Source organism: Pseudoalteromonas sp. 23_GOM-1509m, from assembly GCF_000518425.1.
GTDB lineage: Bacteria > Pseudomonadota > Gammaproteobacteria > Enterobacterales > Alteromonadaceae > Pseudoalteromonas > Pseudoalteromonas tetraodonis.
Map to the genome: position 1 here is coordinate 60,806 of NZ_JADO01000011.1, position 24,736 is coordinate 85,541.

23 protein-coding genes are annotated in these 24,736 nt (G+C 40.4%); 16 read left to right on the forward strand and 7 right to left on the reverse strand.

The window, feature by feature from the left end:
• Positions 1-8: 8 nt before the first annotated feature.
• The 3 genes from hslV to priA form a co-directional block, all read right to left on the reverse strand.
• A complete protein-coding gene (gene hslV, locus N523_RS0104915; RefSeq protein WP_008115012.1) occupies positions 9-527 on the reverse strand; it encodes an ATP-dependent protease subunit HslV in 519 nt (172 codons plus the stop codon).
• An 80-nt stretch (positions 528-607) separates the two neighbouring features.
• Entirely contained in the window at positions 608-1,135 is a 528-nt protein-coding gene (locus tag N523_RS0104920; RefSeq protein ID WP_028834485.1) for an SPOR domain-containing protein, read from the reverse strand.
• Between the two features lie 20 nt (positions 1,136-1,155).
• Positions 1,156-3,339, reverse strand: coding sequence for a primosomal protein N' (priA, locus tag N523_RS0104925; protein WP_016899302.1), 2,184 nt, complete (start codon positions 3,337-3,339; stop codon positions 1,156-1,158).
• A gap of 230 nt (positions 3,340-3,569) precedes the next feature.
• On the opposite strand from priA, the gene rpmE reads away from it, so the two are divergent.
• Together rpmE and N523_RS0104935 are read left to right on the forward strand one after the other, a co-directional pair.
• On the forward strand, positions 3,570-3,785 hold the full coding sequence (rpmE, locus tag N523_RS0104930) for a 50S ribosomal protein L31 (protein WP_008115018.1): 216 nt from the start codon (positions 3,570-3,572) through the stop codon (positions 3,783-3,785).
• Between the two features lie 524 nt (positions 3,786-4,309).
• Positions 4,310-5,551: a malic enzyme-like NAD(P)-binding protein gene (locus N523_RS0104935; RefSeq protein ID WP_016899301.1), complete on the forward strand. Its 1,242-nt coding sequence runs from the start codon at positions 4,310-4,312 to the stop codon at positions 5,549-5,551.
• 69 nt (positions 5,552-5,620) lie between these two features.
• Here N523_RS0104935 and metJ read toward each other — a convergent pair whose 3' ends face one another.
• On the reverse strand, positions 5,621-5,941 hold the full coding sequence (gene metJ / locus N523_RS0104940) for a met regulon transcriptional regulator MetJ (protein ID WP_008115021.1): 321 nt from the start codon (positions 5,939-5,941) through the stop codon (positions 5,621-5,623).
• 198 nt (positions 5,942-6,139) lie between these two features.
• Between metJ and metB the strand changes: the two genes are divergently transcribed.
• Together metB and metL are read left to right on the forward strand one after the other, a co-directional pair.
• Positions 6,140-7,387, forward strand: a complete 1,248-nt coding sequence (metB, locus tag N523_RS0104945) for a cystathionine gamma-synthase (RefSeq protein ID WP_028834486.1) — start codon at positions 6,140-6,142, stop codon at positions 7,385-7,387.
• A 49-nt stretch (positions 7,388-7,436) separates the two neighbouring features.
• Positions 7,437-9,782 (forward strand): bifunctional aspartate kinase/homoserine dehydrogenase II, encoded by a 2,346-nt coding sequence (metL, locus tag N523_RS0104950; protein ID WP_028834487.1) that lies wholly within the window; start codon positions 7,437-7,439, stop codon positions 9,780-9,782.
• Between the two features lie 48 nt (positions 9,783-9,830).
• Here metL and N523_RS0104955 read toward each other — a convergent pair whose 3' ends face one another.
• Positions 9,831-12,305 (reverse strand): penicillin-binding protein 1A, encoded by a 2,475-nt coding sequence (locus N523_RS0104955; RefSeq protein ID WP_028834488.1) that lies wholly within the window; start codon positions 12,303-12,305, stop codon positions 9,831-9,833.
• Between the two features lie 131 nt (positions 12,306-12,436).
• On the opposite strand from N523_RS0104955, the gene N523_RS0104960 reads away from it, so the two are divergent.
• The 9 genes from N523_RS0104960 to N523_RS0105000 all read left to right on the forward strand — a co-directional run bounded on the left by N523_RS0104960 (position 12,437) and on the right by N523_RS0105000 (position 21,569).
• Entirely contained in the window at positions 12,437-13,516 is a 1,080-nt protein-coding gene (locus N523_RS0104960; protein WP_013463905.1) for a pilus assembly protein PilM, read from the forward strand.
• The gene (locus N523_RS0104965) at positions 13,504-14,076 is read left to right on the forward strand and encodes a PilN domain-containing protein (protein WP_028834489.1); all 573 of its coding nucleotides are present in this window, start codon (positions 13,504-13,506) and stop codon (positions 14,074-14,076) included. The genes N523_RS0104960 and N523_RS0104965 overlap by 13 nt, the downstream gene beginning before the upstream one ends.
• Positions 14,066-14,668 (forward strand): type 4a pilus biogenesis protein PilO, encoded by a 603-nt coding sequence (locus tag N523_RS0104970; protein WP_008115035.1) that lies wholly within the window; start codon positions 14,066-14,068, stop codon positions 14,666-14,668. The genes N523_RS0104965 and N523_RS0104970 overlap by 11 nt, the downstream gene beginning before the upstream one ends.
• Positions 14,668-15,204 carry a pilus assembly protein PilP gene (locus N523_RS0104975; RefSeq protein ID WP_008115036.1) on the forward strand — a complete coding sequence of 179 codons (537 nt, stop codon included), beginning with the start codon at positions 14,668-14,670 and terminating at the stop codon, positions 15,202-15,204. Before N523_RS0104970 ends, N523_RS0104975 begins: the two co-directional genes overlap by 1 nt.
• Positions 15,191-17,281: a type IV pilus secretin PilQ gene (locus N523_RS0104980; protein ID WP_013463907.1), complete on the forward strand. Its 2,091-nt coding sequence runs from the start codon at positions 15,191-15,193 to the stop codon at positions 17,279-17,281. The genes N523_RS0104975 and N523_RS0104980 overlap by 14 nt, the downstream gene beginning before the upstream one ends.
• Positions 17,282-17,728: 447 nt before the next feature.
• Positions 17,729-18,247: a shikimate kinase AroK gene (gene aroK, locus N523_RS0104985; RefSeq protein WP_008466255.1), complete on the forward strand. Its 519-nt coding sequence runs from the start codon at positions 17,729-17,731 to the stop codon at positions 18,245-18,247.
• Between the two features lie 29 nt (positions 18,248-18,276).
• The gene (aroB, locus tag N523_RS0104990) at positions 18,277-19,347 is read left to right on the forward strand and encodes a 3-dehydroquinate synthase (RefSeq protein ID WP_008115047.1); all 1,071 of its coding nucleotides are present in this window, start codon (positions 18,277-18,279) and stop codon (positions 19,345-19,347) included.
• A complete protein-coding gene (locus tag N523_RS0104995; RefSeq protein WP_028834490.1) occupies positions 19,348-20,664 on the forward strand; it encodes an SPOR domain-containing protein in 1,317 nt (438 codons plus the stop codon). It abuts the gene before it with no gap.
• Positions 20,665-20,717: 53 nt separating this feature from the next.
• Positions 20,718-21,569, forward strand: a complete 852-nt coding sequence (locus N523_RS0105000; protein WP_008115051.1) for a Dam family site-specific DNA-(adenine-N6)-methyltransferase — start codon at positions 20,718-20,720, stop codon at positions 21,567-21,569.
• Here the strand turns inward: N523_RS0105000 and N523_RS0105005 are convergent.
• Both N523_RS0105005 and N523_RS0105010 read right to left on the reverse strand, forming a co-directional pair.
• Positions 21,532-21,717 (reverse strand): DUF2970 domain-containing protein, encoded by a 186-nt coding sequence (locus tag N523_RS0105005; RefSeq protein ID WP_013463909.1) that lies wholly within the window; start codon positions 21,715-21,717, stop codon positions 21,532-21,534. The two genes, N523_RS0105000 and N523_RS0105005, sit on opposite strands and share 38 nt — an antisense overlap.
• Positions 21,718-21,721: 4 nt before the next feature.
• Positions 21,722-22,021: a hypothetical protein gene (locus N523_RS0105010; protein ID WP_028834491.1), complete on the reverse strand. Its 300-nt coding sequence runs from the start codon at positions 22,019-22,021 to the stop codon at positions 21,722-21,724.
• A gap of 296 nt (positions 22,022-22,317) precedes the next feature.
• On the opposite strand from N523_RS0105010, the gene rpe reads away from it, so the two are divergent.
• From rpe to trpS, 3 genes are read left to right on the forward strand one after another with little or no spacing between them, the layout of a single operon-like run.
• Positions 22,318-23,001 carry a ribulose-phosphate 3-epimerase gene (rpe, locus tag N523_RS0105015; RefSeq protein WP_028834492.1) on the forward strand — a complete coding sequence of 228 codons (684 nt, stop codon included), beginning with the start codon at positions 22,318-22,320 and terminating at the stop codon, positions 22,999-23,001.
• The gene (locus N523_RS0105020; protein ID WP_028834493.1) at positions 23,001-23,666 is read left to right on the forward strand and encodes a phosphoglycolate phosphatase; all 666 of its coding nucleotides are present in this window, start codon (positions 23,001-23,003) and stop codon (positions 23,664-23,666) included. Before rpe ends, N523_RS0105020 begins: the two co-directional genes overlap by 1 nt.
• A gap of 33 nt (positions 23,667-23,699) precedes the next feature.
• Entirely contained in the window at positions 23,700-24,704 is a 1,005-nt protein-coding gene (gene trpS, locus N523_RS0105025) for a tryptophan--tRNA ligase (protein WP_008115060.1), read from the forward strand.
• Positions 24,705-24,736: the final 32 nt, after the last annotated feature.

The following is a 24,736-nucleotide window of genomic DNA, read 5'->3' on the forward strand; positions in this document are numbered from 1 at the left end:
AGTTCCTATTACAATTCTTCGATAGTTTGGAAGTTATTCGTAAATACACAGATGTTGCCAGCAATTGTTAGACTTTTCTCTACAATTTCACGAGCACTTAAGTCGGTATTTTCTAATAAGGCGGTTGCAGCTGATTGCGCAAAGTTACCGCCGCTGCCAATTGCGATTAGGTCGTTTTCTGGTTGCACCACGTCACCGTTGCCGGTGATAATTAGCGAAGCTGTTTCATCAGCAACAGCAAGTAAAGCTTCAAGTTTACGCAGGGCACGATCGCTACGCCAATCTTTAGCCATTTCTACAGCCGCTTTAGTGAGGTTACCTTGGTGCATTTCTAGTTTGCTTTCAAAACGTTCGAAAAGAGTAAAGGCATCAGCAGTGCCGCCAGCAAACCCAGCGATAACTTTGCCATTATAAAGGCGTCGAACTTTTCGGGCATTGCCCTTCATTACTGTGTTACCAAGAGATACTTGGCCGTCACCACCAATAACAACTTTGTCATCACGGCGTACACTTACGATTGTAGTCATGTTATTCCTCATCATCGCGCTGCAAGGGGCAGCGCGTAAAAAACGATTATGAAGAGGTTATATGGGTGAATGGTTTAAATTCAAGTCCAGCCCCAAATTCCGCAGCCGACAATATTAATTCGTTTAAGTTTGTTCTTGTCACTTTCTGCATGACGCTTGGTTTCATAAGGCCCTAAACGCACTTTGTACCAAATACCATTGCTGCCTGTGGTTTTTTTGATTTCTGAAATTAATCCTGCAAAGGCTATTTTAGCTTTTAAGGTTTCAGCTTGCTGATGGGTTCTAAATGAACCACATTGCATGACATAAGGGCCTTTTTGTTCAAGTTCTTTTACTTCAACCTGAATCTCATGCTCTTTAATTTCTTTAATAAATTTAGGTGGCCGCGGTTTAGCTATTTCTACTTGTTTTTCGGGTGTTGGATTTGCTTGCTTTTCAACAAGCTCTGGATCGGCATTGTTTTTAACAAACCAGAGTCCGTATGCAAAACCACCGACTAGTAACAAGGCAATAATGATTAACAAAAACGGGAAGGGTTTTTTAGCCGGCTCTTGTTTAGTGTTTTTTCTATTTTTTGGTTTTTTATTAATATAATCGTGCTGTGCCATGGTGTTATATGTGGCCTTACCTAAATCATGTCTGTAGGGTCTACGTCTAAACTCCAGCGAACTTTTTGTGCAAGTTTGCTAGTGCTGAGATAATCAACCATTTGCGCGAGATACTGATGTAGTATGCGTCGATCTTGCGCTTGAATATGTAATTGAAAACGATACATTCCCGCAATTTTTTCTAAAGGCGCGGGGATCGGTCCGAGCAATTGTATACCAGATACCCCATTGACAGGAACCAAATCCGTGAGAAAGTCGACGACTTGCTTTATGTTATGCCCTTGTGCGCGAACAATTGCCATACTCGTAATAGGTGGCAACTGTGCATCACTTCGCTCAGTGAGTGCAAAGCGGGCAAAATCTTGATAGCCATTATTAACTAAGTCTTGTAATAGCGGGTGCTCAGGAAAGTGCGTTTGTAATAATACTTCACCGGGTTCGCCAGAACGTCCCGCGCGTCCTGCAACTTGTGTTACTAATTGTGCTAAATGCTCAGTAGCCCTAAAGTCACACGAATACAAACCACTATCGACATCTAAAATAAGTACTAAGCTAACATCAGCAAAATGGTGACCTTTTGCCAGCATTTGCGTACCAACTAAAATACGTGCGCCGCCTTGGTTTATTTCATCCAGTGCTTTTTCAAGGCTACCTTTACGCCGAGTTGAATCACGGTCGATACGGCTGATCGGGGTGTCTGCAAATTCACTACTCAAAAACTCTTCTATTTGCTCGGTGCCTTTGCCGTTAGGAAAGATTTGCGTACTACCACAGTCAGGGCATTGATGTGGTACATGATATTGATCGCCACAATGGTGGCAAATCATTTGGCCTATTGCCTTATGAAAAGTCGCACTGGTGCTGCAGCGGTTACATTCACTCAACCAACCACATTCATGACAAATCAAGGTAGGAGAAAACCCACGGCGATTTAAAAATACCATCACCTGCTTTCCCCTATTCAGGTGCTGGCGCATTATTGCAAGACTGGCATGTGCAATACCGGCTCGATCAGGCTGACCTTTCATGTCGAGCAGCTTAAACTGATTATCGGTGGCGGTTTGTGCGCGCTCACTTAATGTAAGCAACTGGTATTTGTTATTAATAGCTTTATGCAGTGTTTCTAGTGCTGGCGTAGCGCTACCCAAAATAAGTGGAATTTGATGCTGATAGGCACGATACGCAGCTAAATCACGGGCATGGTAGCGTAAAGTGTCTTGTTGTTTAAATGAGGCATCATGCTCCTCATCAACCACAATCATCCCAAGCTTTAAAAATGGCAGAAAAATACTCGAACGGGTGCCTATAACAATGGCACAACTGCCTTTTTCGCAAAAACGCCATGTTTGTAGACGTTCGTTATCGGTTAATGCCGAGTGCCATAACATAATAGGAGTGTCAGGAAAGCGACGTCTAAAACGATTGACCGTTTGAGGCGTTAGCCCGATTTCAGGAACGAGCACTAACGCCTGTTCGCCACGTTTTAATACTTCTTCTAGGCATTGCAGGTAAACTTCGGTTTTTCCGCTGCCAGTGACACCTTCTAGCAAAAAGCTATTAAACCCCGTACTTTGATTAATTGCAGTGCAGGCAATGGCTTGCTCTTTATTCAAACGAGGCTTGCTGCCAACCGTTGGCGAGGTATGTTGCCATTGATTGTCGTGCTCAATGGTTTGAATTATTAGCTCTTTATCTAAAAGGGTATCAATGGTTTTTTTATTAAACCCGAGGGCTTTGAGTTCGGTTAATGATGATTTACCGGACGCTGATAATTGCTTAAGCAAATTAAGCTGTGTTTTAGCTTTTAAAGACGGTAAAAGTGCCCCCTTTTCGCTTAATGTCACCATGTTTATACTGGTTTTATCAGGGCACTCACCTTGGCGCAGTGCACTGGGCAATGCAATATGAATAGTTTCACCGAGTGGATAGCAATAATAACGCGCTGTAAATTTCAGTAGCTCTAAATGCTGCGCAGATAACACCGGTGAGTCGTCAATAACTTCAATAATAGATTTTATTTTGCCTTCGGGGACTGCTGTTTCCGTTTTTAAGCTAAGAATAACTGCTACTTTACGTTGATTACCAAAAGGGACTAACACGCGCATACCAGGCTGTAATTGAGTCAGCGGTACTAATTGCTCATCCACTTTATAATCAAAGGTGCGAGGCAAGGGGACTTTTATTGCAACTTCAGCAAAACGCATAACAACTCAACCAATTAACGTAATGGTTTAATGTACTAAAAATAGCATTAAAAGCCTACCGACAAATCAGTAATGAATAGGTGTTTGCCGACTTTTTAGCAAAAAGGGTAATTAAAGCTTGTGTGCGTGCGGGTTGTTGGATAAAATTCGCGACCAATAAATTTGTTTTAACGACGTATGGTGCCAGACTTCGGGTTTGGAGAGCGATGCGGCCTTAACTAGAGGTTCCTATGAAAGAAGGTATTCACCCTAAGTACGAAGTAATTTCTGCAACTTGTTCATGCGGAAACAAATTCGAAACTCGTTCTACTCTGTGTAAAGACATTCACTTAGACGTATGTTCTGCGTGTCACCCGTTTTACACTGGTAAGCAAAAGATTTTAGACACTGGCGGCCGTGTTGATCGCTTCAACAAGCGCTTCGGTGCACTTAGCAGCAAAAAATAATTTTTTGTTTCTATGTAAAAAAAGCACCTTAGGGTGCTTTTTTTGTGGCCAAAATTTACTTTCCTACCTGCTTTCTTAGCAATTTTGTATTTATTTTTTTTGCATAACTATTTCCTGTTCTTATTCTGAGTATGCATAAACATTTGCAGACAAAACAGCCAATATTCTCTATATTTTTATTTGTTAAACTTTAAAGATGGTACTCAAATGCAGGTAACGTGAGGTTATTTGTGTTTAAAGTTAAATAAAATTCGGTATTTCACTATTTTAATTTAAGACTAAAAAATACGCTTTATAAAAATAGAACAAGGGCAAAAAGTACCTGTATTTTTCATTTTTATGACGAATTTATATTTTAAAAATGTCAGGATAATCTAGGGAAGTTGCTGATAAATCACTTAAAATTAACAGTTCTAGCATATAACAGGATAGACCTGATATTGCTTGGAATTTAAAAATAATAAAGGTATCGTAGATTAAAACTACCTCTCACTTTAACTTAAATTGCAGGATATAATCGCGTTATGTCAGATTTTCGTGAACAAGCACTACATTACCATGCCCATCCCGTTCCAGGTAAAATCAGTATTGAGCTGACCAAGCCCGCTGAGACGGTTAAAGACCTCGCGCTCGCATACAGCCCCGGTGTCGCAGAACCTGTTCGTGAAATTGCCGCTGATCCAGCAAATGCCTACAAATATACTGGTAAAGGAAATATGGTTGCGGTTATTACTAACGGCACCGCAATTTTAGGCTTAGGTAATTTAGGTCCACTGGCTTCAAAACCCGTTATGGAAGGTAAAGCGCTACTATTTAAGCGTTTTGCAGGGTTAGACTCTATAGATATTGAAGTTAAGCACCGTACTACCGAAGACTTTATTAACACGGTGGCTAATATTGCCGACACCTTTGGTGGAATTAATTTAGAAGATATTAAAGCGCCCGAGTGTTTTGAAATAGAAAAAGCGCTTATAGAGCGTTGTAGCATTCCTGTTTTTCATGATGATCAGCATGGTACGGCTATTGTAACGGCTGCGGGTATGCTAAACGCGCTGGAAGTACAGGGCAAAGCAATTGAAGATGCAATTATTGTATGTTTAGGTGCCGGCGCTGCAGCTGTTGCCTGTATGGAGCTTTTAATTAAGTGTGGCGCGTTGCGTGAACATATTTATATGTTAGATCGCAAAGGAGTTATTCATACGCGTCGTGATGACTTGAATGAATATAAGCAATTATTTGCAAACAATACCGATAAACGTACTTTACAAGATGTAATTGAAGATGCCGATGTGTTTGTGGGTGTATCGGGCCCTAATTTATTAGCCCCTGAAGATTTAAAATTAATGGCTGATAGACCCGTGGTATTTGCTTGTTCAAACCCCGATCCTGAAATCGATCCGCAATTAGCACACGCTGCACGTAACGATTTAATTATGGCTACAGGTCGCTCTGATTATCCGAATCAAGTTAATAACGTATTGTGTTTTCCGTTTATTTTCCGTGGTGCGTTAGATGTACGTGCCAGTGAAATAAACGACGAGATGAAAATTGCTGCTGTAGAAGCAATCCGCAGTATTGCTAAAGAGCCCGTACCGGCTGAAGTGCTTACTGCCGCAGGCATCGACAAATTAGAGTTTGGTGCTAAATATATTATACCAAAACCAATGGATCCACGTTTGTTACCACGTATAGCTAAAGCGGTTGCGCAGGCGGCGGTAGACTCTGGCGTTGCACAAATTGATATGCCAGAAAACTACATGGCGTAATTGTTAAGTGTAAATTAGCGCAAAAAAAAACCTCAGCATTTGCTGAGGTTTTTTTGTATAAAGACCCTTCTAGTCTTCATTTAAAATAGGCACTTCTAGTCCCATTTCTTGCATTATTTTCTTCACTTCTTCAGGTACTTTTTCTGCGTTATCTTTACGCAAATCATCATCATTAGGCAGCGGTTGCCCGGTAAACGCATGCAAAAACGCTTCGCATAAAAGCTCGCTATTTGTTGCATGACGTAAGTTGTTTATTTGACGACGAGTACGTTCATCAGTTAATACTTTTAATACATTTAGCGGGATCGAAACGGTGATCTTCTTTACTTGTTCGGATTTTTTCCCGTGTTCTGCGTATGGGTGAATATATTCACCATTCCATTTAGCCATAAGATGTATCGTTGCCTCAGATTATAAATTGCTCACACAGCATCAAAGCGTGTAAATATGCGTGAAATTCTATCGGTTTAAAAAAGATAGTCAAATACTAGTTATTTAGCTATCTAGACATTTAAATGTTTTGACATCTTAAATTGCATGCGCTACCTTTTAGACGTCTAAACATCCAAATTAGTAAAGGTAGCGAAAATGAGTGAAAAAAATAAGGCAACAATTGCTGTTCGTAGTGGAATAGAAGCCGACAAACAGCATGGTGCGGTTGTTCCACCGCTTTATTTATCAACAACTTACTCATTTGCTGACTTTGATACAAAGCGTCAATATGATTATGGCCGCAGTGGTAACCCTAATCGTGACATTTTGGCTGAGGCGCTCACGGAGCTTGAAGGTGGCGCTAAAGGCATTATTACCGCAACAGGCATGGCAGCCGTTCACCTAACAACACAATTACTTAATAGTGACGATACGTTAGTGATCCCTCATGACTGTTATGGGGGCAGCTATCGCTTATTTACTTCGCTAGAAAAGCGCGGCTTATTAAAACTAGAAGTGGTCGATTTTACCAAAAGCGACAGTTTGACACGCATCCTTGCTATTAAACCTAAGCTGATTTGGATTGAAACACCTAGCAATCCTATTTTACGCTTAACAGATATTAAAGCGGTAACTGATACAGCTAAACAGTGTGGTGCACTGGTTGCCGCCGACAACACATTTTTATCGCCAGCATTACAAAACCCGATTAAGTTTGGCGCTGATATTGTGGTGCACTCAACCACAAAATATATCAATGGCCATTCAGACGTTGTTGGTGGCGCGGTTATCGCAGCGACTGCTGAGTTAGGTGAAGAGTTAGCGTGGTGGGCAAATAACATTGGCATCACCGGCGCGCCATTTGATAGCTATTTAACGCTCAGAGGCTTACGTACTTTAAACGTGCGTTTAAGGCAACACCAAGAAAATGCACTCGCCATTGCACAGTATTTAGAACGCTCCCAGTTTGTTGCCCAAGTTTACTACCCAGGTCTTGAATCACACCCTCAACATGCGCTAGCTAAGGCGCAGCAGCTTGGCTTTGGTGCTATGGTTAGCTTTGATATAAAAGGCGATATAAACGATGCTGCAGCGTTTTTAACGCGCTTAAATGAATTTAGCTTAGCGGAATCATTAGGTGGAGTAGAAAGTTTGATTTGTCACCCTGCGACTATGACCCACGCCGGCATGGACGCAACCGCGCGTGCAGAAGCCGGAGTAGGCGACACGCTTATTCGTATTTCGGTGGGAATTGAAGATGTAAATGATTTACTCGCTGACTTAGACAGGGTATTTAATTTGGTGCGCCCAGGACAAGCCGATCCCGGCCTATCGGCAAAAAGTGGTGCTAGTGAATCATTTGGTTCAGCAAAGTTAAACGCGGCGCATCCGGCGTTATGGTAGTGCATACCAATCTTCAAAATACAAAACATAAATGCGAGTCGGTATTAATATGGTAAATCAGGTTCATAAATTTGGTGGTTCGAGTTTAAGCTCAGCGGATCGCTTTAAAAGTGTCGCAAATATTATTTTAACTCATGCTCAAGCTGGGGATTGTGTGGTGGTATCGGCTGCCGGTAAAACCACCGATACCTTAGTTAAACTGTGGCAAAGCTATCAACAGCAAGACACTCAAGCTATTGCTGATATTGTATTGCTATTGAGTAACCATCAAATAGCTCTGATTGAGCAATTATTAATAGCTAACGCTAAGCACCATGCGCTTGATTTACTTGAAACTGAGCTCAGTATTATTACCAAGCAGACTAAGCAAGGAACATTAGCTGAAGCTGCGTTATTAGCACATGGTGAATTGTGGTCTGCAAGGTTACTAAGCGCTTACTTAGAACAGCTTAACGTTAGCGCTTGTGCCCATGACGCTAGGCAGTTATTTACGTTAGATACCGGACAGCTGCAGCATGCTAATAATCAGCAGCAGTGCTTAAAAGCCATACAGACGAGTAAAATTAATGTAGTTACTGGGTTTATTGCGGCTGATTTACATGGTGAAACAGTGACCTTAGGGCGAAATGGCAGTGATTACAGTACCACTTTATTAGCGCGGTATTGCAATGCTAAAAAAGTCTCTATTTGGACTGACACTCAAGGTGTTTTTAGTACTGATCCGCGTAAGGTTGCTAATGCGGTTAAGTATGCGCGAGTGTGCCGTGATCAAGCGAATTTATTAGCGAGGTTAGGTAATCCAGTATTACACGCTAAAACATTATCGCCATTAAAAGATACCGATATAGAATTAGTTGTTCGCAGTAGTTACGATCCTCAAGGCAGTCATACCGAAATAGTTAAACTAGGAATGAGTAAACAAAAACGCTTTTTAACCACAGTAAATAATGTTGATTTACTCATTGTTGATGATCTGAGTGAAGGCGAAGTAGCACATGTTAGCCAACTTATTCAGCATAGTTTGCATCACTTTGAACACGAAGGCGAAATCTACTTACTAGTCCCTGCGTCAGCGACACATCAGGTGGCTAATTATTTTGCTGGCCGCGCCAATATTAGTGAGTCAAACTTAAATGGGGTGGCGATTATTGCACCTGATCAAGAGGTAGCGCCGCTTGGTAAGCAAAGTGAAGCCTTATTACAAACACAATCTATCCAGCCTCGGTTTACCCATTACGGTGAGGGATATACGTTACTATTAACCGATCAAGTACTTGAAAGTGATGTGCTGAGCCTGTTACATGACAAGCTCATTAATAAAGCACAAGAAATAGCTTTAATTATTGCAGGACTTGGTAATGTAGGTGCTGAGTTTATGCGCCAATTACCTGCTCAACTAGCACGCTTATCAACTGATTTTAACGTCAAGTTAGTAGCGCTTTTACGCTCAGAGCAGATGCTGGTGAATGCTAATGGATTAGACTGTGAAAGCTGGCAACTTCAATGGGAAAACCATGCAAGCTCCTATAAACAAGCCGATTTATTGTCATACATAGATACTCTTGAGTATGAACATAAAATAGTGATCGACATTACCGCCAGTGAACATTTTAGTCAGCTTTATAGTAAGTTAGTTGAATTAAACTGCCATCTAATTAGTGCTAATAAATACGCGGGAACCGCATCGCTTTCGTGGTATCAAACACTACGTGAAAGCCTTGCTCAACGTGGCTTACATTGGCGTTATAATGCAAGTGTAGGGGCCGGACTACCGATTAATTTTGCCTTGGCTGATTTACAAAATAGTGGCGATAAAATAACGCGAATAGAAGGCGTGTTTTCTGGCACACTGTCATGGTTATGCAGTATGTATGATGGCAGTAAAGCGTTTTCAGATTTAGTTCTAGAAGCACAAGCTTTGGGATTCACAGAGCCTGATCCTCGAGAAGACTTATCTGGACGAGATATGCAACGTAAGTTGCTTATTTTAGCGCGTGAATTAGGTATTGAATTGGAACTTGATGACATTTCTTTATCCGCTTTGATGCCCGATGAGTTAAGTGCAGGCAGCTGGAATGACTTTATTGATAATAAGGCTCGTTTAGATGCATTTATTGAGCAGCATGCGCAAGCGGCTCAGCAACAAAATGCTGCACTGTGCTACACTGGGTTATTAGAGTTTGAAAACAACACGCTAAACGCTAAGGTAGGGATTACCTATGTACCAAAAAGCGAAGCGGTTGCGAATTTGACCCCTGGCGATAATATTTTTGTGATTAATACCCAGTGGTATAACCAAAACGCATTAGTGATACAAGGCCCCGGTGCGGGTAAAGAAGTGACTGCTGCTGGCGTTCACTCTGACTTATACTGGTTGGTACAAAATATTAGTTAGACCATCAAAAAGGCCGCTAATTTGCGGCCTTTTTACTGTTCGCTATATTTAAAATAGCTCTTCTTCAGTTTTAGTGTTTTCTTCAAATATATCACTTGGTTGTGATAACACATACTTGGTAGGAGCGGTGCCTTTTTCAAAGTATTCAAAACGGCTGGTGTAATCGTTTTTATGACTTAATAATCCGGTTTCTAAATCAATACGAATAGAAACTAAGCCTTCAGGTGGTTCGATGGGCGCAGCAGGTTTGCCATCCAGTGCGGCGCGCATAAAATCAACCCATGCAGGCTGAGCTGTTTTTGCGCCTGACTCAGCACCTGATATTTGACCACTTCCTAAGTTGTTATTGTAGGTTGAGCGTCCCAGTGTATTACCTGGGTTATCAAAGCCAACCCAAACTGATGTCATCACATCGCGGTTAAAGCCACTAAACCAAGTATCTACAGAATCATTAGTCGTGCCTGTTTTACCAGAAAGATCGCGACGTTTTAGCGCTTGTGCACGCCAGCCTGTTCCACTCCAACCGGTTTTATGTGACCAGCTACCGCCACCCCAAATAGCACTATTCATTGCGCTGGCAATTAAAAATGCATTTTGTTTAGAGATGATCTGCGGCGCACAATTTGGTGCTACTTGCTCACCTAGCATTAGCGAGCTAGGTGTTGTCGTTTCATCATCACAAATAATGGTGGGATTGGTTTTAAATAACGTATTACCCATTGCATCTTGGATTTGTGAAATAAAGTACGGCTCAATTAGGTGACCGCCATTAGCAAAAGCACTCATCCCACGAGCTAATTCAAGCGGCGTAATGGATGCACTGCCTAATGCCAGTGACTCACTACGATTTATATCTTTATCGTCAAAACCAAATTTTAATAAATGATCGGCTGTTCTTTGCAGTCCAACGCCCCTTAATAAGCGTACGGAAATTACATTCTTAGATTGGGCTAAAGCACGACGAATGCGAATTGGGCCATTATAAATAGCTGGGCTGTTTTTTGGTCGCCATGCAACGCCTTGGCTCTTATCCCATTGATTTATAGGAGCATCATTTAAAATTGACGCTAGTGTGTAGCCTTTTTCAAGCGCAGCTGAATATATAAACGGCTTAATATTTGAGCCTACTTGGCGTTTAGCTTGTACAGCTCGGTTATATTGGCTTTGTTCAAAACTATATCCACCAACAATGGCTTTTATGCGCCCGTCTTGTGGGTCTAAAGAAACAATGGCGCTCGCCGCTTCAGGTATTTGACTTAAAATATAGCTATTATCGTCATTTTTGCGCAGCCATATTTGCATGCCTGGAGTTAATATATCGCTTGCTGTTTCAGGCGCAAAGCTTTGGCGATAGCGTGTAATAAACTTACGTGCCCATTTTAGGTTATCCCAAGTAAGGGTTGTGCGCTCGCCGCTTTTAAGTATAACTTCAGCGCTTTTATCGCTCACGCTTAACACCGCAGCCGTTTTTAAAGGGCCAAATTCATTAACAGTTTTTAAAGTGTTTAATAATTTCGACTGCGTTAATGGCGGCTCTGTTTGCGGATCCCACAATATGGCTTCAGGGCCTCTAAAACCATGGCGCATATCGTAGGCATGTAGGTTATTAACTAGAGCTGTTTGTGCTGCTTTTTGAACATCTGATTCAACAGAAGTGTACACTTTAAACCCTGAGTTATAGGCTTTATCTATACCGTAGCGTGACACCATTTCTGCTCGTACCATTTCTGAAATGTACGGCGCATATAAGTCAATTTCAGCTCCATGAAAATACGCGGTAATTGGTTGGTTAGTGGCTTCGTTATACTGCGCTCTTGAAATATACTTCTCTTCAAGCATTCTTCCTAACACCACATTTCTTCTTGCTTTAGCACGTTCTGGATTACGAATAGGATTAAGTGCCGAAGGAGCTTTTGGTAAACCAGCAATCATTGCCATTTGCGCAAGAGTTAACTCTTTTAGTTCTTTACCATAATAAACTTGCGCCGCAGCACCAATACCAAAGGCACGATTTCCTAATTCTATTTTATTTAGGTAAAGCTCAAATATTTCATCTTTTGAGAGGAGGTTTTCGATATGAATGGCAATAAATATTTCTTTTACTTTACGAATGTAGGCTTTTTCTCGTGTTAAAAAGAAGTTACGAGCTAATTGCATGGTAATAGTACTGGCACCTTGCTTTTTCTCACCAGTAGAAATAAGTACTAGCGCTGAGCGCACAATACCAATTGGATCAATACCGATATGATCGTAAAAGCGGTTATCTTCAGTTGCCAAAAAAGCCTGCAATAAAGGCTGGGGAATTTGGTCTATAGTTACAGGGATCCGTCTTTTTTCACCAAATTGGTTGATTAAAAGCCCATCTTTAGTAAATACTTGCATAGGCGTTTGTAATTGCACGTTTTTTAAAACTTGCACGCTGGGAATATCGGATTTAACGTAGTAATAAAGGCTGAGCAATGTAATTAGTGCAAGTAATGCACAAATGATCAAAAATTGTAAAGTTCTTTTTAATAAAATCACTGATATTTCCCTAAACGGACTCCCAATTACAGGTTGAGACTGCTAGTATATATTGATTAAAAATTGAATAATATTTTTTAAGATATAAATTATAACTTGTTTATTATTAAAACAAAGGCAAAGTTGCAAACATGCTAAGTCAACTAATAAAAAAACCATCACCAATGATGGTAGGTATTGATATTGGATCGCACTCTATCAAGGCCGTACTTTTAAGTGAAACAGAAACTGGGCTTCGACTAGAAGCACTTGCAATTGAACCTATGCCAAAAGGCGCTATGAGCGAGCGTAATATTCAAGATATTGAAGCAATTGGTAATGTGATAATCAAGTTAAAACGAAAGCTACCAAAGTCGCTAAAATTCGCGTCTGTTGCCGTCTCTGGGCAAACCGTGATTACTAAAGTTATTTTCATGGATGTTTCCTTAAGCGACGCTGAATTAGAGTCGCAGATTGAAATTGAAGCCGACAGCTTAATTCCTTACCCACTAGATGAAGTGAGTCTTGATTTTGAAAAGCTCTCTACAAATAGTGCTGACCCGAGCAAAATAAATGTACTGCTCTCTGCCGCTAGAACCGAAAGCGTTGAAGCCAGAGTCGGTGCGTTAAGTGCTGCGAATTTAACCGCAAAAGTAGTGGACGTTGAAAGCTATGCGCTAAGTCGCGCTATGGATGTTTACTACCAACAGTTACCATCAGATGCATATGACAAAACGGTTGCAGTGGTTGATATTGGTGCTGTACTCACCTTGGTGAGTGTAGTGCAATCTGGTGAGACAATTTATACCCGTGACCAAGTATTTGGTGGCGACCAATACACAAATAGTATCGTTGCTTACTACAACAAAGGCTTTGATGAAGCTGAAATTGGCAAAACAACCGGTGATTTACCTCCAAACTATACATTTGAAGTGTTAGCTCCTTTTCAAACATCGTTACTCCAGCAGGTTCGTCGTGCTGTTCAAATGTTTTTAACCACCACAGGTAAAGAACAATTGGACTATATTGTATTGACGGGCGGCTCAGCGATGATTAAAGGCATTGATAGATTGCTGATTGAAGAATTAGGAATACACACAGTTGTTGTTGAACCATTTGATAAGATGGAAATATCTCCTAGAGTTGATCGTAATATAATACAGCGTCACCGCACTCAATTTGCAATTGCGACTGGCCTGGCGTTGAGGAGCTTTTCATCATGCCACATATAAATTTATTACCTTGGCGTGAGCTACAGCGTGAGCAGTCTAAAAAGAAATTTATAACACTTCTTATGGCTGTGGTTATCGTCTGTTTTGCTGGTATGTATATGCTGAGTGTATTTTATGGTGCTCTAAAAGAAGGGCAAACGTTAAAAAATAATTATCTTAGTTCAGAAATTACAACGCTCGACAATAAAATTCGCGACATACGTGATCTAGACAAGAAAAAAGAAAACTTACAACAACGTATGCGTTTAATTGAAGAGTTACAAAGTAGTCGTAATTTAGGCACCCAAATAATGGATGAAGTGGCAAAAATAGTGCCTGCAGGGGTTTATTTAACCAAGCTGGAGCGCAGAGGTAATCAAATTCATGTGTTAGGCAAAAGTGAGTCTAATAATCGTTTATCTACTATGCTCAGACAGGTACAAAGCTCTTACTTATTAGAGCGCCCGACTATGCAAGGTATTGTTGCCGGCGATCAATCTTCACGTTTACTCAGCGATTTTAATATGGAGTTTTACGTAAAACCATTTGGCAAAATAGGTGAGGTACGTAATGAACCTTGATTTTAAATCGTTTACAGAAATCGATTGGAATGAAATCGAGCTCGATAACATCGGTGAGTGGCCCGTTATTGTAAAAGCAATATGCGGAACTTTTGTAGCTTGTTTGGTGTTGTTTTTTAGCTACAGCTTATTAGTGTCGGATGAAATAGACAGCTACCACAATGCCGTTGCTAAGGAAATTGAGTTACGCACAACCTACCGAACTAAATATGCAGTTGCCAGTAAGCTTGATATTTATCGTGAGCAAATGGTTGAGATGGAAGATAAATTCTCTCAATTATTAAAACGCCTACCTACTTCAAATGAGACGCCAGGATTATTGGACGACCTTTCTTATGTGGGTACAACCAGCGGGTTAACATTTTTAAAAATTGGTTGGTTGCCAGAAGTTGAAAAAGAGTTTTATACCGAGTTGCCAATTAAAATTGAAGTGGTAGGTACTTATCATGAGTTTGGCGAATTTGTAGGGAAAGTGGCTCAACTACCAAGAATTGTCAGTTTACATGACTTTTCTATTTTATCATCTGGCGAAAAGCAGCTAACATTCAGTGTAGTAGCAAAAACTTACCGTTATGAAGAGGGGGTGAGATGATGAAGCAGCTTCTCTTTTTAACCACTGCGATGTTTTTGCTCAGTGGCTGTAACGAGGATACATCGGAGCAAAAAGAATTTATTGATCAGGTTAAGGCAAATACCACGGCACGTATTGAAAAAATACCTGAGCTAGTTAAGTTTGAGCACTTTGAGTATAACGCCAAAGACTTACGTAGCCCTTTTGTAGCGCCAGAACCAGAAATTATTCAAAACAAGCTAACACAAGTTAAAAACTGTCTTCACCCAGATCCAGAGCGTGTTCGTCAGCCACTGGAGAAGTACCCATTAGATAATTTAGCAATGAGGGGCACAATAGGATCGAACGGCAAAACATGGGCGCTCATTACAGCTGCTGATGACACCTTGCACCGAGTAACAATAGGAAGCTATTTAGGCACCTATGACGGAAAAGTAAGCAGTGTTAATAGTGACTATATTGAATTAGTAGAATTAATCCCTGATGGGTCAGGTTGTTGGAAAGAACGTTTGACCAAATTAGAAATGTTAGAGGCGGCAACCAATGGCGCAAATTAATAAGAAAAAAGGTATACCCTATATGCACAAAGGTGAGTGTTCGCATCATCGTATTTTATCTGCTTTATTGTTTGTTTTTTTACTACTAATGACAAAAGCCGTAAGTGCAGCCCCTTTACTCTATGACGTTCGATATAATCCATTGCTTAAAGGTGAAACCGAATTACAGCTAGTTTTTGATGAAGAGTTGCAGCAGCAACCAGCAGTACAAGTTTTTAATAGCCCTGCAAGAATAGAGCTACTATTTGATGGGGTAGAATTAGATGAAGGGTTGACGAATATCGCTATCAACCAAGCTGGTATCAGTAACATCACGAGTATGATGACCAGTGCGGGTTTAAAAGTGACCATTAACTTGGACCGATTAAAAATTTATGAGACTGAAGTAAACAATAATTTAGTTTCTATTAGAATTTCTGATAACCCACTCACAGAGCAAATTTTAACAACCAGCGAAGATAAGCCTGCTTACACGTCTAATTATATTAACGGTATTCAAGCAATTGACTTTCGACGTGGAGAAAAAGGTGAAGCGAAAGTACTTGTTTATCTACAAGATACTCAGGCAGCTGTAGAGGTTCATGAAAGCGGTGGAAAAATCATTGCCGAGTTTCATCATACCGATATTTTAGATGATTTATTGTATGAATTAGATGTACTTGATTTTGGCACTGTGGTGAGCAGTATTGAAACGTTTAAAGAAGATAACCTTACACGTTTAGTGATTGAACCAAACACTGCATTTGCCTATACCTATCAGCAAATTGAGAATATTTTTACCTTAACGGTTGAGAAAGATGAAACGCAAAATGCCTACTTAGATGGTGGTAAAGAGTACTTGGGTCGTCCTATGACGCTTAATTTTCAAGATATCTCTGTTCGTGCTGTGTTACAGATTATTGCCGGTTACAATGATTTTAACTTGGTAACAAGCGACTCAGTGACAGGCAATATTACTCTTCGCCTTGATGGGGTTCCGTGGGATCAGGCGTTAGATGTCGTGCTTAGAATAAAAGGCTTAGACAAACGCATGGACGGTTCTATTTTAATGGTTGCACCATCTGAAGAGCTGGCTGCCCGTGAAGCAAAAGAGTTAAAAGCTAAACAGCAAGTTGAGGATTTAGAGCCACTTTACAGTGAATACATCCGCTTAAATTATGCAAAAGCAGAAGATTTTGCCGACTTATTAAAAACAGATACCAACAGTATTATTACAGCCAGAGGGAGCGTGTCTGTTGATCAACGTACTAATACGTTATTAATGAAAGACACTGCAAAAAGTATTGAAAGTGTTCGTCGTATGGTCGAAACTTTAGATATACCGGTTAAACAAGTGGTTATTGAAGCGCGTATGGTAACCGTACGTGACAACGTAACTGAAGACTTGGGGGTACGTTGGGGGTTTAGTGATCAGCAAGGCTCAGACGGTGTTTCTGGCACATTAGAAGGAGCTGAAACGATTTCTAATGGTAATATCCCTAGTCTTTCTGATCGACTTAACGTTAATTTACCAGTGGCGAATCCATCGGCGAGTATAGGTATGCACATTGCTAAATTGGCTAACGGAACATTAATTGATTTAGAATTAACCGCCCTTGAAGAAGAAAACAAAGGTGAAATCATTGCAAGCCCACGCATTACTGCTGCTAATCAGCAAAAAGCGCGTATTGAGCAAGGTACTGAGATCCCTTATGTGGAGTCAGCTTCAAGTGGTGCAACAACCGTAAGTTTTAAAAAGGCGGTACTAAGCCTAGAAGTGACACCTCATATCACACCCGATAACAAAGTTATTTTAAATTTAATCATTACTCAAGATACCCGAGGGGATACGGTTCAAACAGGTACAGGCCCAGCGGTTGCCATCGATACGCAACAAATTGAGACTCAAGTACTCGTTGAGAATGGACAAACGGTAGTGTTGGGTGGTATTTTCCAACAGCAAATTATTAATTCGACCAAAAAAGTACCTTTATTGGGCGACCTTCCTTACGTAGGAAGACTATTTAAAAGCACAAGCGAGTTCAATGAAAAGCGCGAACTGCTGATTTTTGTCACACCTAAAATCCAAATAGACTAAATATTTAAGCTATCTAGGTTGAATACCAGCCTAGATAGTATGGGTATGTAATTTAGTTATCGTGGTGTGAACACTCCCTATAAATGTACAATAAGACAGTATATAATTTTGATCATGTACTGTACTGCGGATGTATTTAAGGCTGCGTTTATGTTGTTTGTAATTCAGGCTCTTGTAAAGTTACCATGCAAAAGCTTTCATGAAGCAACAATGTAGTAACCTTAATTGCATAAATTTTAACCCTAGAAGATAAACTTGCCTATAATAAGGTGCTTTTTTGTTAACCAGTGGGTAATTATTTAGTTTAATTGCTCGTTATATGGCTTTTTATCCTAATTGACTTGAAATACCCGACCGATTACTGAGATAATCCCTTTCTTAATTTTGGGGCCAGGTCGTTAGGCGGGGTTTTATTTCAAATTTTAGAGTTCGTTTGTACTAAAAGATATGGCTGAGAAACGTAATATATTTCTAGTTGGCCCCATGGGGGCTGGCAAAAGCACGATTGGTCGTCACATCGCTGACCAATTACACCTTGAATTTGTTGATTCTGATCAAGAAATCGAACGTCGCACGGGCGCAGATATTGCCTGGGTATTCGATCTTGAAGGTGAAGAAGGCTTTAGACTTCGTGAAGAATCTGTTATTGGTGACTTAACCGAAATGCAAGGTATTGTACTTGCAACCGGTGGTGGCTCAGTAATGAGTAAAGAAGTTCGAAACAAGCTTTCGGCTCGCGGTATTGTTGTATACTTAGAGACACCGATTGAAAAGCAAGTTGCACGTACGCAACGCGACAAGCGTCGCCCATTACTGCAAACAGAAGAAGCACCTCGTGATGTACTTGAGCGCTTAGCAGAAGAGCGTGAACCATTATATAAAGAAGTAGCTGATTTTGTTGTACGCACTGATGAGCAGAGCGCGAAAGTTGTTGCTAACCAAATCATCGAGAAATTGGATTTTTAAAAGCCAGTATTAAAAAGGACTAACCCAGCATGCTTGAATTAACTGTTAATTTAGACGAGCGAAGTTATCCTATTTATATTGGTCAATCTGCACTTCAAGATACAGGCCGTCTAATCCATCACATTGGTGATTGTCGGCCTATCATCATTACTAATGAAACGATAGCACCGCTGTACCTTCAACAGTTGCTTGATTCATTAGCACAGCTAAACCCACTGCATTTTATTATTCCAGATGGTGAGCAATATAAATCACTCACTTGGTTTGAAAAAATTTCGGCATTCCTACTTGAGAATAATTGCGGCCGTGACACCTGCTTAATTGCATTAGGTGGTGGCGTTGTAGGTGATTTAACTGGATTTGTTGCTGCTTGTTATCAGCGTGGCGTCCCTTTTATCCAAATACCAACCACTTTATTATCTCAAGTTGATTCTTCAGTTGGCGGCAAAACAGCGGTTAATCACCCGCTAGGTAAAAATATGATTGGGGCTTTTTATCAACCCCAAGCTGTATTTATTGACACGCGTTCGTTGCATACCTTACCAACACGCGAGTTTGCTGCAGGCATGGCTGAAGTTATTAAGTATGGCTTGATTTACGATACTGAACTGTTTGCTTATCTAGAGCATAACATCGCTAAATTACAACAATTAGACGAGACGTGTTTACAGCACATCATCTTCAGATGCTGTGAAATTAAAGCGCTCATTGTTGCACAAGATGAAAAAGAGCAGGGCCTTCGTGCGTTGTTAAATTTAGGGCACACGTTTGCGCATGCTATTGAAGCACAAATGGGTTACGGTGTTTGGTTACATGGAGAAGCAGTCGCAACAGGTATGGTGCTTGCTGCAAAGCTTGCTTATACTCGCCAAGATTTAACACGAGAAGATGTAGAGCGTATTGCTGCATTAATAGCGCAATATAGCTTACCAATCGAGATACCTAGCGATATGACCAGTGAGCACTTTTTACTGCATATGCGAAAAGATAAAAAGAATAAAAAAGGGACTATCCGATTCATTTTACCCACCGAATTTGGTCAATGTGCATTAGTTGATGATGTGTCTGATGATCAAGTCAGAGCATTGATCGAGCAATAAATGCAGTCACAAATTTTACCGAGCCGTGCGGCTTTGGTGGATAGAATCGCATTGCAATTTGAATATGGTCAAAACCTAATTGTTTTGTTGGGCACTTCTGGTTTAGGTAAAAGCTATTTGCTTGAAACCTTCATCACTGATAAATATAACGATTTTAATAAAGCGTTTGTGCAAGTTGGCGCTCAAATGACTGATGTGCAATTGATGACTCAATTATTAGAGCAAAGCTTTAATGCCCCTTTAATTGATCACAACCTGAGCTTATCACAAAACTATTATCAATTAGCGAAGCAACAACAATGCGGCGCGTGTTTATGGGTTATCGATGGCGGCAGGCACCTATCTGAAGAACTAATTGCAGAGCTCGAGCTGTTATCAAAAAGTGCGCCCAATGTGCTTTACATTATGATTGCATCGCAATCTAAATTGCCGTTTAAAGAGGCAGTTAATATTCATTTAGAGCCATTAAACTTGGTTGAAAGTAAGCAGCTAATGGGATGGTACTTCACGGCTTTACCTTATGATGAAGACCCTGTATTTAAAACCTTTTTAGTTGAAGCCCAAGGTAACCCAAGTCTTTTATTAGCCTGGCAGCCTAGCGAACAAGTTGCTGATATTATCGTAAAAGACAAAGTATCTTGGCGCTTACAGTTGCTCACACTATTACTCATAATTATGTTATTGATTATTGGCGTTGTATACAAAGCTGATATGACCCAATGGTGGAAAAATGCTAATAGTCAAAGCGATGAGCAAGTCCTCACAACCGCTATTACAACCGAGCAAGCTATTCAAAATAAACAACAACCGGTTAAATCACCAACCCTGTTTACTTCGCCACAGCCTATAACTAAAGAGCCAACTACAGATGAGAGTGCCCACAATGACGTGCCAGCAATTGTAGGAAGTTTAACTGAGCCATCGACTTTAACTGAACAAGAAAAGCCAGCACCGCCGCCGGTTGAAGAAGCCATTAGCATACCTGAGGTGGTAAAGCAGCAAAGCCAAATAGTAAAAATACCCAGTAACTGGTACCTAGAACAACCTGAAGATAATTTTGTTATTCAGCTATTAGCCGTAACTCAGCAGCAGGTAGGCAATGAGTTTATTGCTGAACATAAGCTAGAAAGTATTACCAATACATATCAAACTAAGCGAAATGGTAAAATATGGTGGGTGGTAACAACAGGCAGTTTTGCTAACTTAAATGAGGCAAAACAAGCACTGCAAGCACTCCCCGCTGGAGTAAGAAAAAATAAACCTTTCTATAAAAAAATTAGCAAAATAAAACAAGAAATTGCACGAGTTGATCAGTAAACTCAGTGACTTTAGTGTAAAATCGCGCAACACCGAATTGAAGTAAAGAGCCAATGCAGCAAAAGAGTAGAGCCTTCCTTAAATGGGCTGGCGGAAAATACAGCCTCGTTGAAGATATTAACGCGCGACTAAATCAAGCAAGTAAACATGCAGATACCTTGGTTGAACCTTTTGTTGGTGCGGGCTCAGTGTTTTTAAATAGTAATTTTAAACACTACGTACTTAACGATATAAATGCTGATTTAATCAATTTATATAAAGAGCTTAAACGTTCGCCGGATGAGTTTATTAGCGATGCAAAAAAACTATTTGTTGATTTAAATAACCATCCAGATGCGTATTACGATTATCGTGTGCAGTTTAACCAAAGCAGCGATGTGTATGAGCGAGCTATTTTATTTTTATATATGAACCGCCATGGTTATAACGGATTATGTCGCTATAACTTAAAGGGCATTTTTAATGTGCCTTTTGGTAAATATAAAAAGCCTTATTTTCCTGAAAAAGAAATGTACTTTTTTGCCAACAAAGCACAAAAAGCAACATTTACCTGCTTAGGCTACGATGATGTATTTAAACTGGTCCCTAAAAATGCGGTGATATACTGCGATCCGCCCTATGTGCCATTAAGTAAAACCGCATCGTTTACCTCTTACGCTAAAGGCGGATTTAACTTAGATGATCAGGCTAATTTAGCTAACTTGGCTGAGCAAGCGGCATTTGAGAATAACACGCCAGTCCTTATTTCAAACCACGATACCGTGTGGACACGCAAAATTTACAGTCAAGCATCACTGGATAAAATTCAGGTTAAACGTACGATTAGTCCAAAGGGCGGTTCACGAAATAAAGTGGATGAGCTAATGGCTATGTATTTAGCACCGAAGTCACGGTTGCATAAATAGCCAGTACAAATAATACAAACAGTACTACGGCAATAGCTATTAGCGTAATTGGAGAGTGGTGCTTAAAGTCTGTTTTGCGCTTATCTTCAGATTGAACACCAAAAAATGCAGCCAGTACGCTTTGTAACGCGCTAAAAAAGTGCTGCATTTAATTAAAATAATGGCTTGATTGAAGAGGGCTTGTGTTTGTCATCAGTACCCGTTAACAACTCTAGCAAGTCTAAGTAATGAAACTGAGCGCTACGGCTATCACCTGTTAACCAAGAAGCCCAAGACGAATCCTCTTCAATTTGAATGCAACGGGTTGCGCTATTATTAATAGCGTTGGTTTGCTCTTTATGAAGACAAATGTTGGCAGAGCTTAAATCTTGCTCAGTATTTGAGCAAAGCGATGTTGCTCCAATAATAACACTTACCGACGTGATTAATAATCCAATTTTAAAAGCACGCATAATATAACCTAATAATTTAGTTCTTCGCGCAGCATAACAAAAACTGCTTAAATAATACACTTTATTTTTGTTATTGTTTATTTGTATTGTGTTTTAAATACTGAGTGGCCCCCGCTTAAAAACTGATTCTTTTTTTAATTATAAAGCCTACATCCTCAGCAGGTTATTCTTTTTCATGAATAGCCGCAATAAGGCTTTAACATTACTTATTTGGCGCTATTTTTAAAGGTGCTACTTGGGTAACTTCGCTAATTAAGTTACATTAACGGCATAAATTATTCATTAACGGATTAGCGATGCTCAACTGTGAACAAAAATACTTAATAGCGCCCTCAATATTATCTGCAGACTTTGCACGATTAGGCGAAGATGTCGACAAAGTGTTAGCCGCAGGTGCTGATGTCGTTCATTTTGATGTAATGGATAACCATTACGTACCTAACTTAACGATTGGCCCAATGGTATGTAAAGCACTTCGCGACTACGGGATTAAAGCCCCGATTGATGTGCATTTAATGGTAAAACCGGTAGATAGTTTAATCCCACAATTTGCCGAGGCGGGTGCATCAATTATTACCTTTCACCCAGAGGCGAGCGAGCATATTGACCGTACTTTGCAATTGATAAAAGATGAAGGTTGCCAAGCAGGCTTAGTGTTCAACCCTGCAACGAGTTTAAGTTACCTCGATCACGTAATGGATAAAGTAGATGTGATCTTATTAATGTCAGTAAATCCTGGGTTTGGTGGGCAAAGTTTTATTCCACAAACACTCGAGAAACTGCGAGAGGCAAAACAACGCATTGTTGAATCTGGACGTGATATTCGTTTAGAAGTAGATGGTGGTATTAAAGTAGATAACATAGCAGCGGCGGCTGAAGCGGGTGCCGATATGTTTGTTGCAGGCTCAGCTATTTTTAATCAGCCTGATTATAAAACGGTGATTGATGAGATGCGTCAGCAATTAGAAAGTGTTAAATAATGAAATATGATGCAGCGTTTTTTGACTTAGACGGCACCCTAGTTGATAGCGTGTACGACTTGTATATGGCTTTAAATTTAACACTTAGCGATTTAGCGTTTCCAATTGTCAGTCAGCGATTAGTTGAAAGTTGGGTAGGTAACGGCATTGAGGTGTTAGTTAAACGAGCCCTTTGCGGCGATATGCAAATTAGTGAGCATCTCGATGAGGCTTTAAGCGAACGAGCTATCAATCTGTTTTATCAACATTACAGTGAGCAGATCGGTGAATACAGTGTGTTATATCAGCATGTTGAAACTGGTCTTGCTGCTCTCAGTGGTATGCCTAAAGCACTTATTACTAATAAAGCACGCCGCTTTACTGAAATGCTTTTAGATAAGCTCGCTATTCGCAGTCATTTTGAAGTGATTGTTTGCGGTGACGACATGGCAAAAAAACCGTCACCTGAGCCGCTATTATTTGCTTGCGATGCATTAAATATAACGCCTGATAAAGCGATTATGATTGGTGATTCAAAGAGTGACATACTCGCAGCGCAAGCCGCTAACATTGACGTGATAGCGCTTACTTATGGGTATCACCAGGGAGAGCAGTTAGCGGATTATAATCCGCAGTACCTATGCGATAACTTCTTAGCTATAATACCGACACTAACACAGCGTTAAGCATTTTTAATTAAGTAAAAATAAAGGAAAATCATGAGTAAACCAGTAGTATTAAGTGGCATGCAGCCAACCGGTGGTATGACAATAGGCAACTATGTTGGCGCTATTAACCAGTGGGTTAAGCTACAGGAAGAATATGATAGCTACTTTATGCTTGCAGACTTGCATGCAATTACCGTACGCCAAGACCCTGAATTATTGCGTGCTCGTGTACTCGATGGCGTTGCGTTATATACGGCATGCGGTATTAACCCAGAAAAAGCAGCGTTATTTGTACAATCTCAGGTACCTGAGCATGCGCAACTTGGCTGGGTATTAAACTGTTATGCGCAAATGGGTGAGCTTAATCGCATGACCCAGTTTAAAGATAAGTCGGCAACGCATGCTAATAATATTAATGTGGGGTTATTTGCTTATCCGGCTTTGCAAGCGGCTGATATTTTACTGTACCAAGCAGACAAAGTACCTGTAGGTGAAGATCAAAAACAGCACCTTGAACTAACGCGTGATATTGCAACTCGCTTTAATAATGTTTACGGCGATATTTTTACGCTGCCAGAACCGTATATTCCAGAATTTGGTGCGCGAGTAATGAGCCTGCAAGATCCACTGAAGAAAATGTCTAAGTCAGATGAAAATCCAAATGGCTTTATTATGATGTTAGACGAGCCGAAAAAGATTGAGAAAAAGCTTAAAAAAGCAGTTACCGATTCTGACGAGCAAGCGCGTATTTACTTTGATCGCAAAGAAAAGCCAGGTGTATCTAATTTACTTACGCTACTAAGTGTGGCAACTAAGCGCTCAATTGAAGAGTTAGTCCCTGAATACGAAGACAAAATGTATGGCCATTTGAAAAAAGACACCGCAGCAGCTGTTGTCAGCATGATTGAGCCAATTCAAACACGTTTTAAAGAAATTCGTGAAGATCAAACACTTCTTAATGACATCATGAGAACAGGGGCTGAAAAAGCCAGCGCGCGTGCAGAAACTACATTAAAAGCAGTTTATGATGCGGTTGGGTTTATTCCACGCCCATAAGCGCGTTAATTTGCAGATACAAAAATGCCGCT

What these genes read in the sequence shown, in the direction of transcription:
- hslV (WP_008115012.1), bottom strand. Translation starts at nt 527, where the DNA reads ATGACTACAATCGTAAGTGTACGCCGTGATGACAAAGTTGTTATTGGT.
- N523_RS0104920 (WP_028834485.1), bottom strand. Translation starts at nt 1,135, where the DNA reads ATGGCACAGCACGATTATATTAATAAAAAACCAAAAAATAGAAAAAAC.
- priA (WP_016899302.1), bottom strand. Translation starts at nt 3,339, where the DNA reads ATGCGTTTTGCTGAAGTTGCAATAAAAGTCCCCTTGCCTCGCACCTTT.
- rpmE (WP_008115018.1), top strand. Translation starts at nt 3,570, where the DNA reads ATGAAAGAAGGTATTCACCCTAAGTACGAAGTAATTTCTGCAACTTGT.
- N523_RS0104935 (WP_016899301.1), top strand. Translation starts at nt 4,310, where the DNA reads ATGTCAGATTTTCGTGAACAAGCACTACATTACCATGCCCATCCCGTT.
- metJ (WP_008115021.1), bottom strand. Translation starts at nt 5,941, where the DNA reads ATGGCTAAATGGAATGGTGAATATATTCACCCATACGCAGAACACGGG.
- metB (WP_028834486.1), top strand. Translation starts at nt 6,140, where the DNA reads ATGAGTGAAAAAAATAAGGCAACAATTGCTGTTCGTAGTGGAATAGAA.
- metL (WP_028834487.1), top strand. Translation starts at nt 7,437, where the DNA reads ATGGTAAATCAGGTTCATAAATTTGGTGGTTCGAGTTTAAGCTCAGCG.
- N523_RS0104960 (WP_013463905.1), top strand. Translation starts at nt 12,437, where the DNA reads ATGCTAAGTCAACTAATAAAAAAACCATCACCAATGATGGTAGGTATT.
- N523_RS0104965 (WP_028834489.1), top strand. Translation starts at nt 13,504, where the DNA reads ATGCCACATATAAATTTATTACCTTGGCGTGAGCTACAGCGTGAGCAG.
- N523_RS0104970 (WP_008115035.1), top strand. Translation starts at nt 14,066, where the DNA reads ATGAACCTTGATTTTAAATCGTTTACAGAAATCGATTGGAATGAAATC.
- N523_RS0104975 (WP_008115036.1), top strand. Translation starts at nt 14,668, where the DNA reads ATGAAGCAGCTTCTCTTTTTAACCACTGCGATGTTTTTGCTCAGTGGC.
- N523_RS0104980 (WP_013463907.1), top strand. Translation starts at nt 15,191, where the DNA reads ATGGCGCAAATTAATAAGAAAAAAGGTATACCCTATATGCACAAAGGT.
- aroK (WP_008466255.1), top strand. Translation starts at nt 17,729, where the DNA reads ATGGCTGAGAAACGTAATATATTTCTAGTTGGCCCCATGGGGGCTGGC.
- aroB (WP_008115047.1), top strand. Translation starts at nt 18,277, where the DNA reads ATGCTTGAATTAACTGTTAATTTAGACGAGCGAAGTTATCCTATTTAT.
- N523_RS0104995 (WP_028834490.1), top strand. Translation starts at nt 19,348, where the DNA reads ATGCAGTCACAAATTTTACCGAGCCGTGCGGCTTTGGTGGATAGAATC.
- N523_RS0105000 (WP_008115051.1), top strand. Translation starts at nt 20,718, where the DNA reads ATGCAGCAAAAGAGTAGAGCCTTCCTTAAATGGGCTGGCGGAAAATAC.
- N523_RS0105005 (WP_013463909.1), bottom strand. Translation starts at nt 21,717, where the DNA reads ATGCAGCACTTTTTTAGCGCGTTACAAAGCGTACTGGCTGCATTTTTT.
- N523_RS0105010 (WP_028834491.1), bottom strand. Translation starts at nt 22,021, where the DNA reads ATGCGTGCTTTTAAAATTGGATTATTAATCACGTCGGTAAGTGTTATT.
- rpe (WP_028834492.1), top strand. Translation starts at nt 22,318, where the DNA reads ATGCTCAACTGTGAACAAAAATACTTAATAGCGCCCTCAATATTATCT.
- N523_RS0105020 (WP_028834493.1), top strand. Translation starts at nt 23,001, where the DNA reads ATGAAATATGATGCAGCGTTTTTTGACTTAGACGGCACCCTAGTTGAT.
- trpS (WP_008115060.1), top strand. Translation starts at nt 23,700, where the DNA reads ATGAGTAAACCAGTAGTATTAAGTGGCATGCAGCCAACCGGTGGTATG.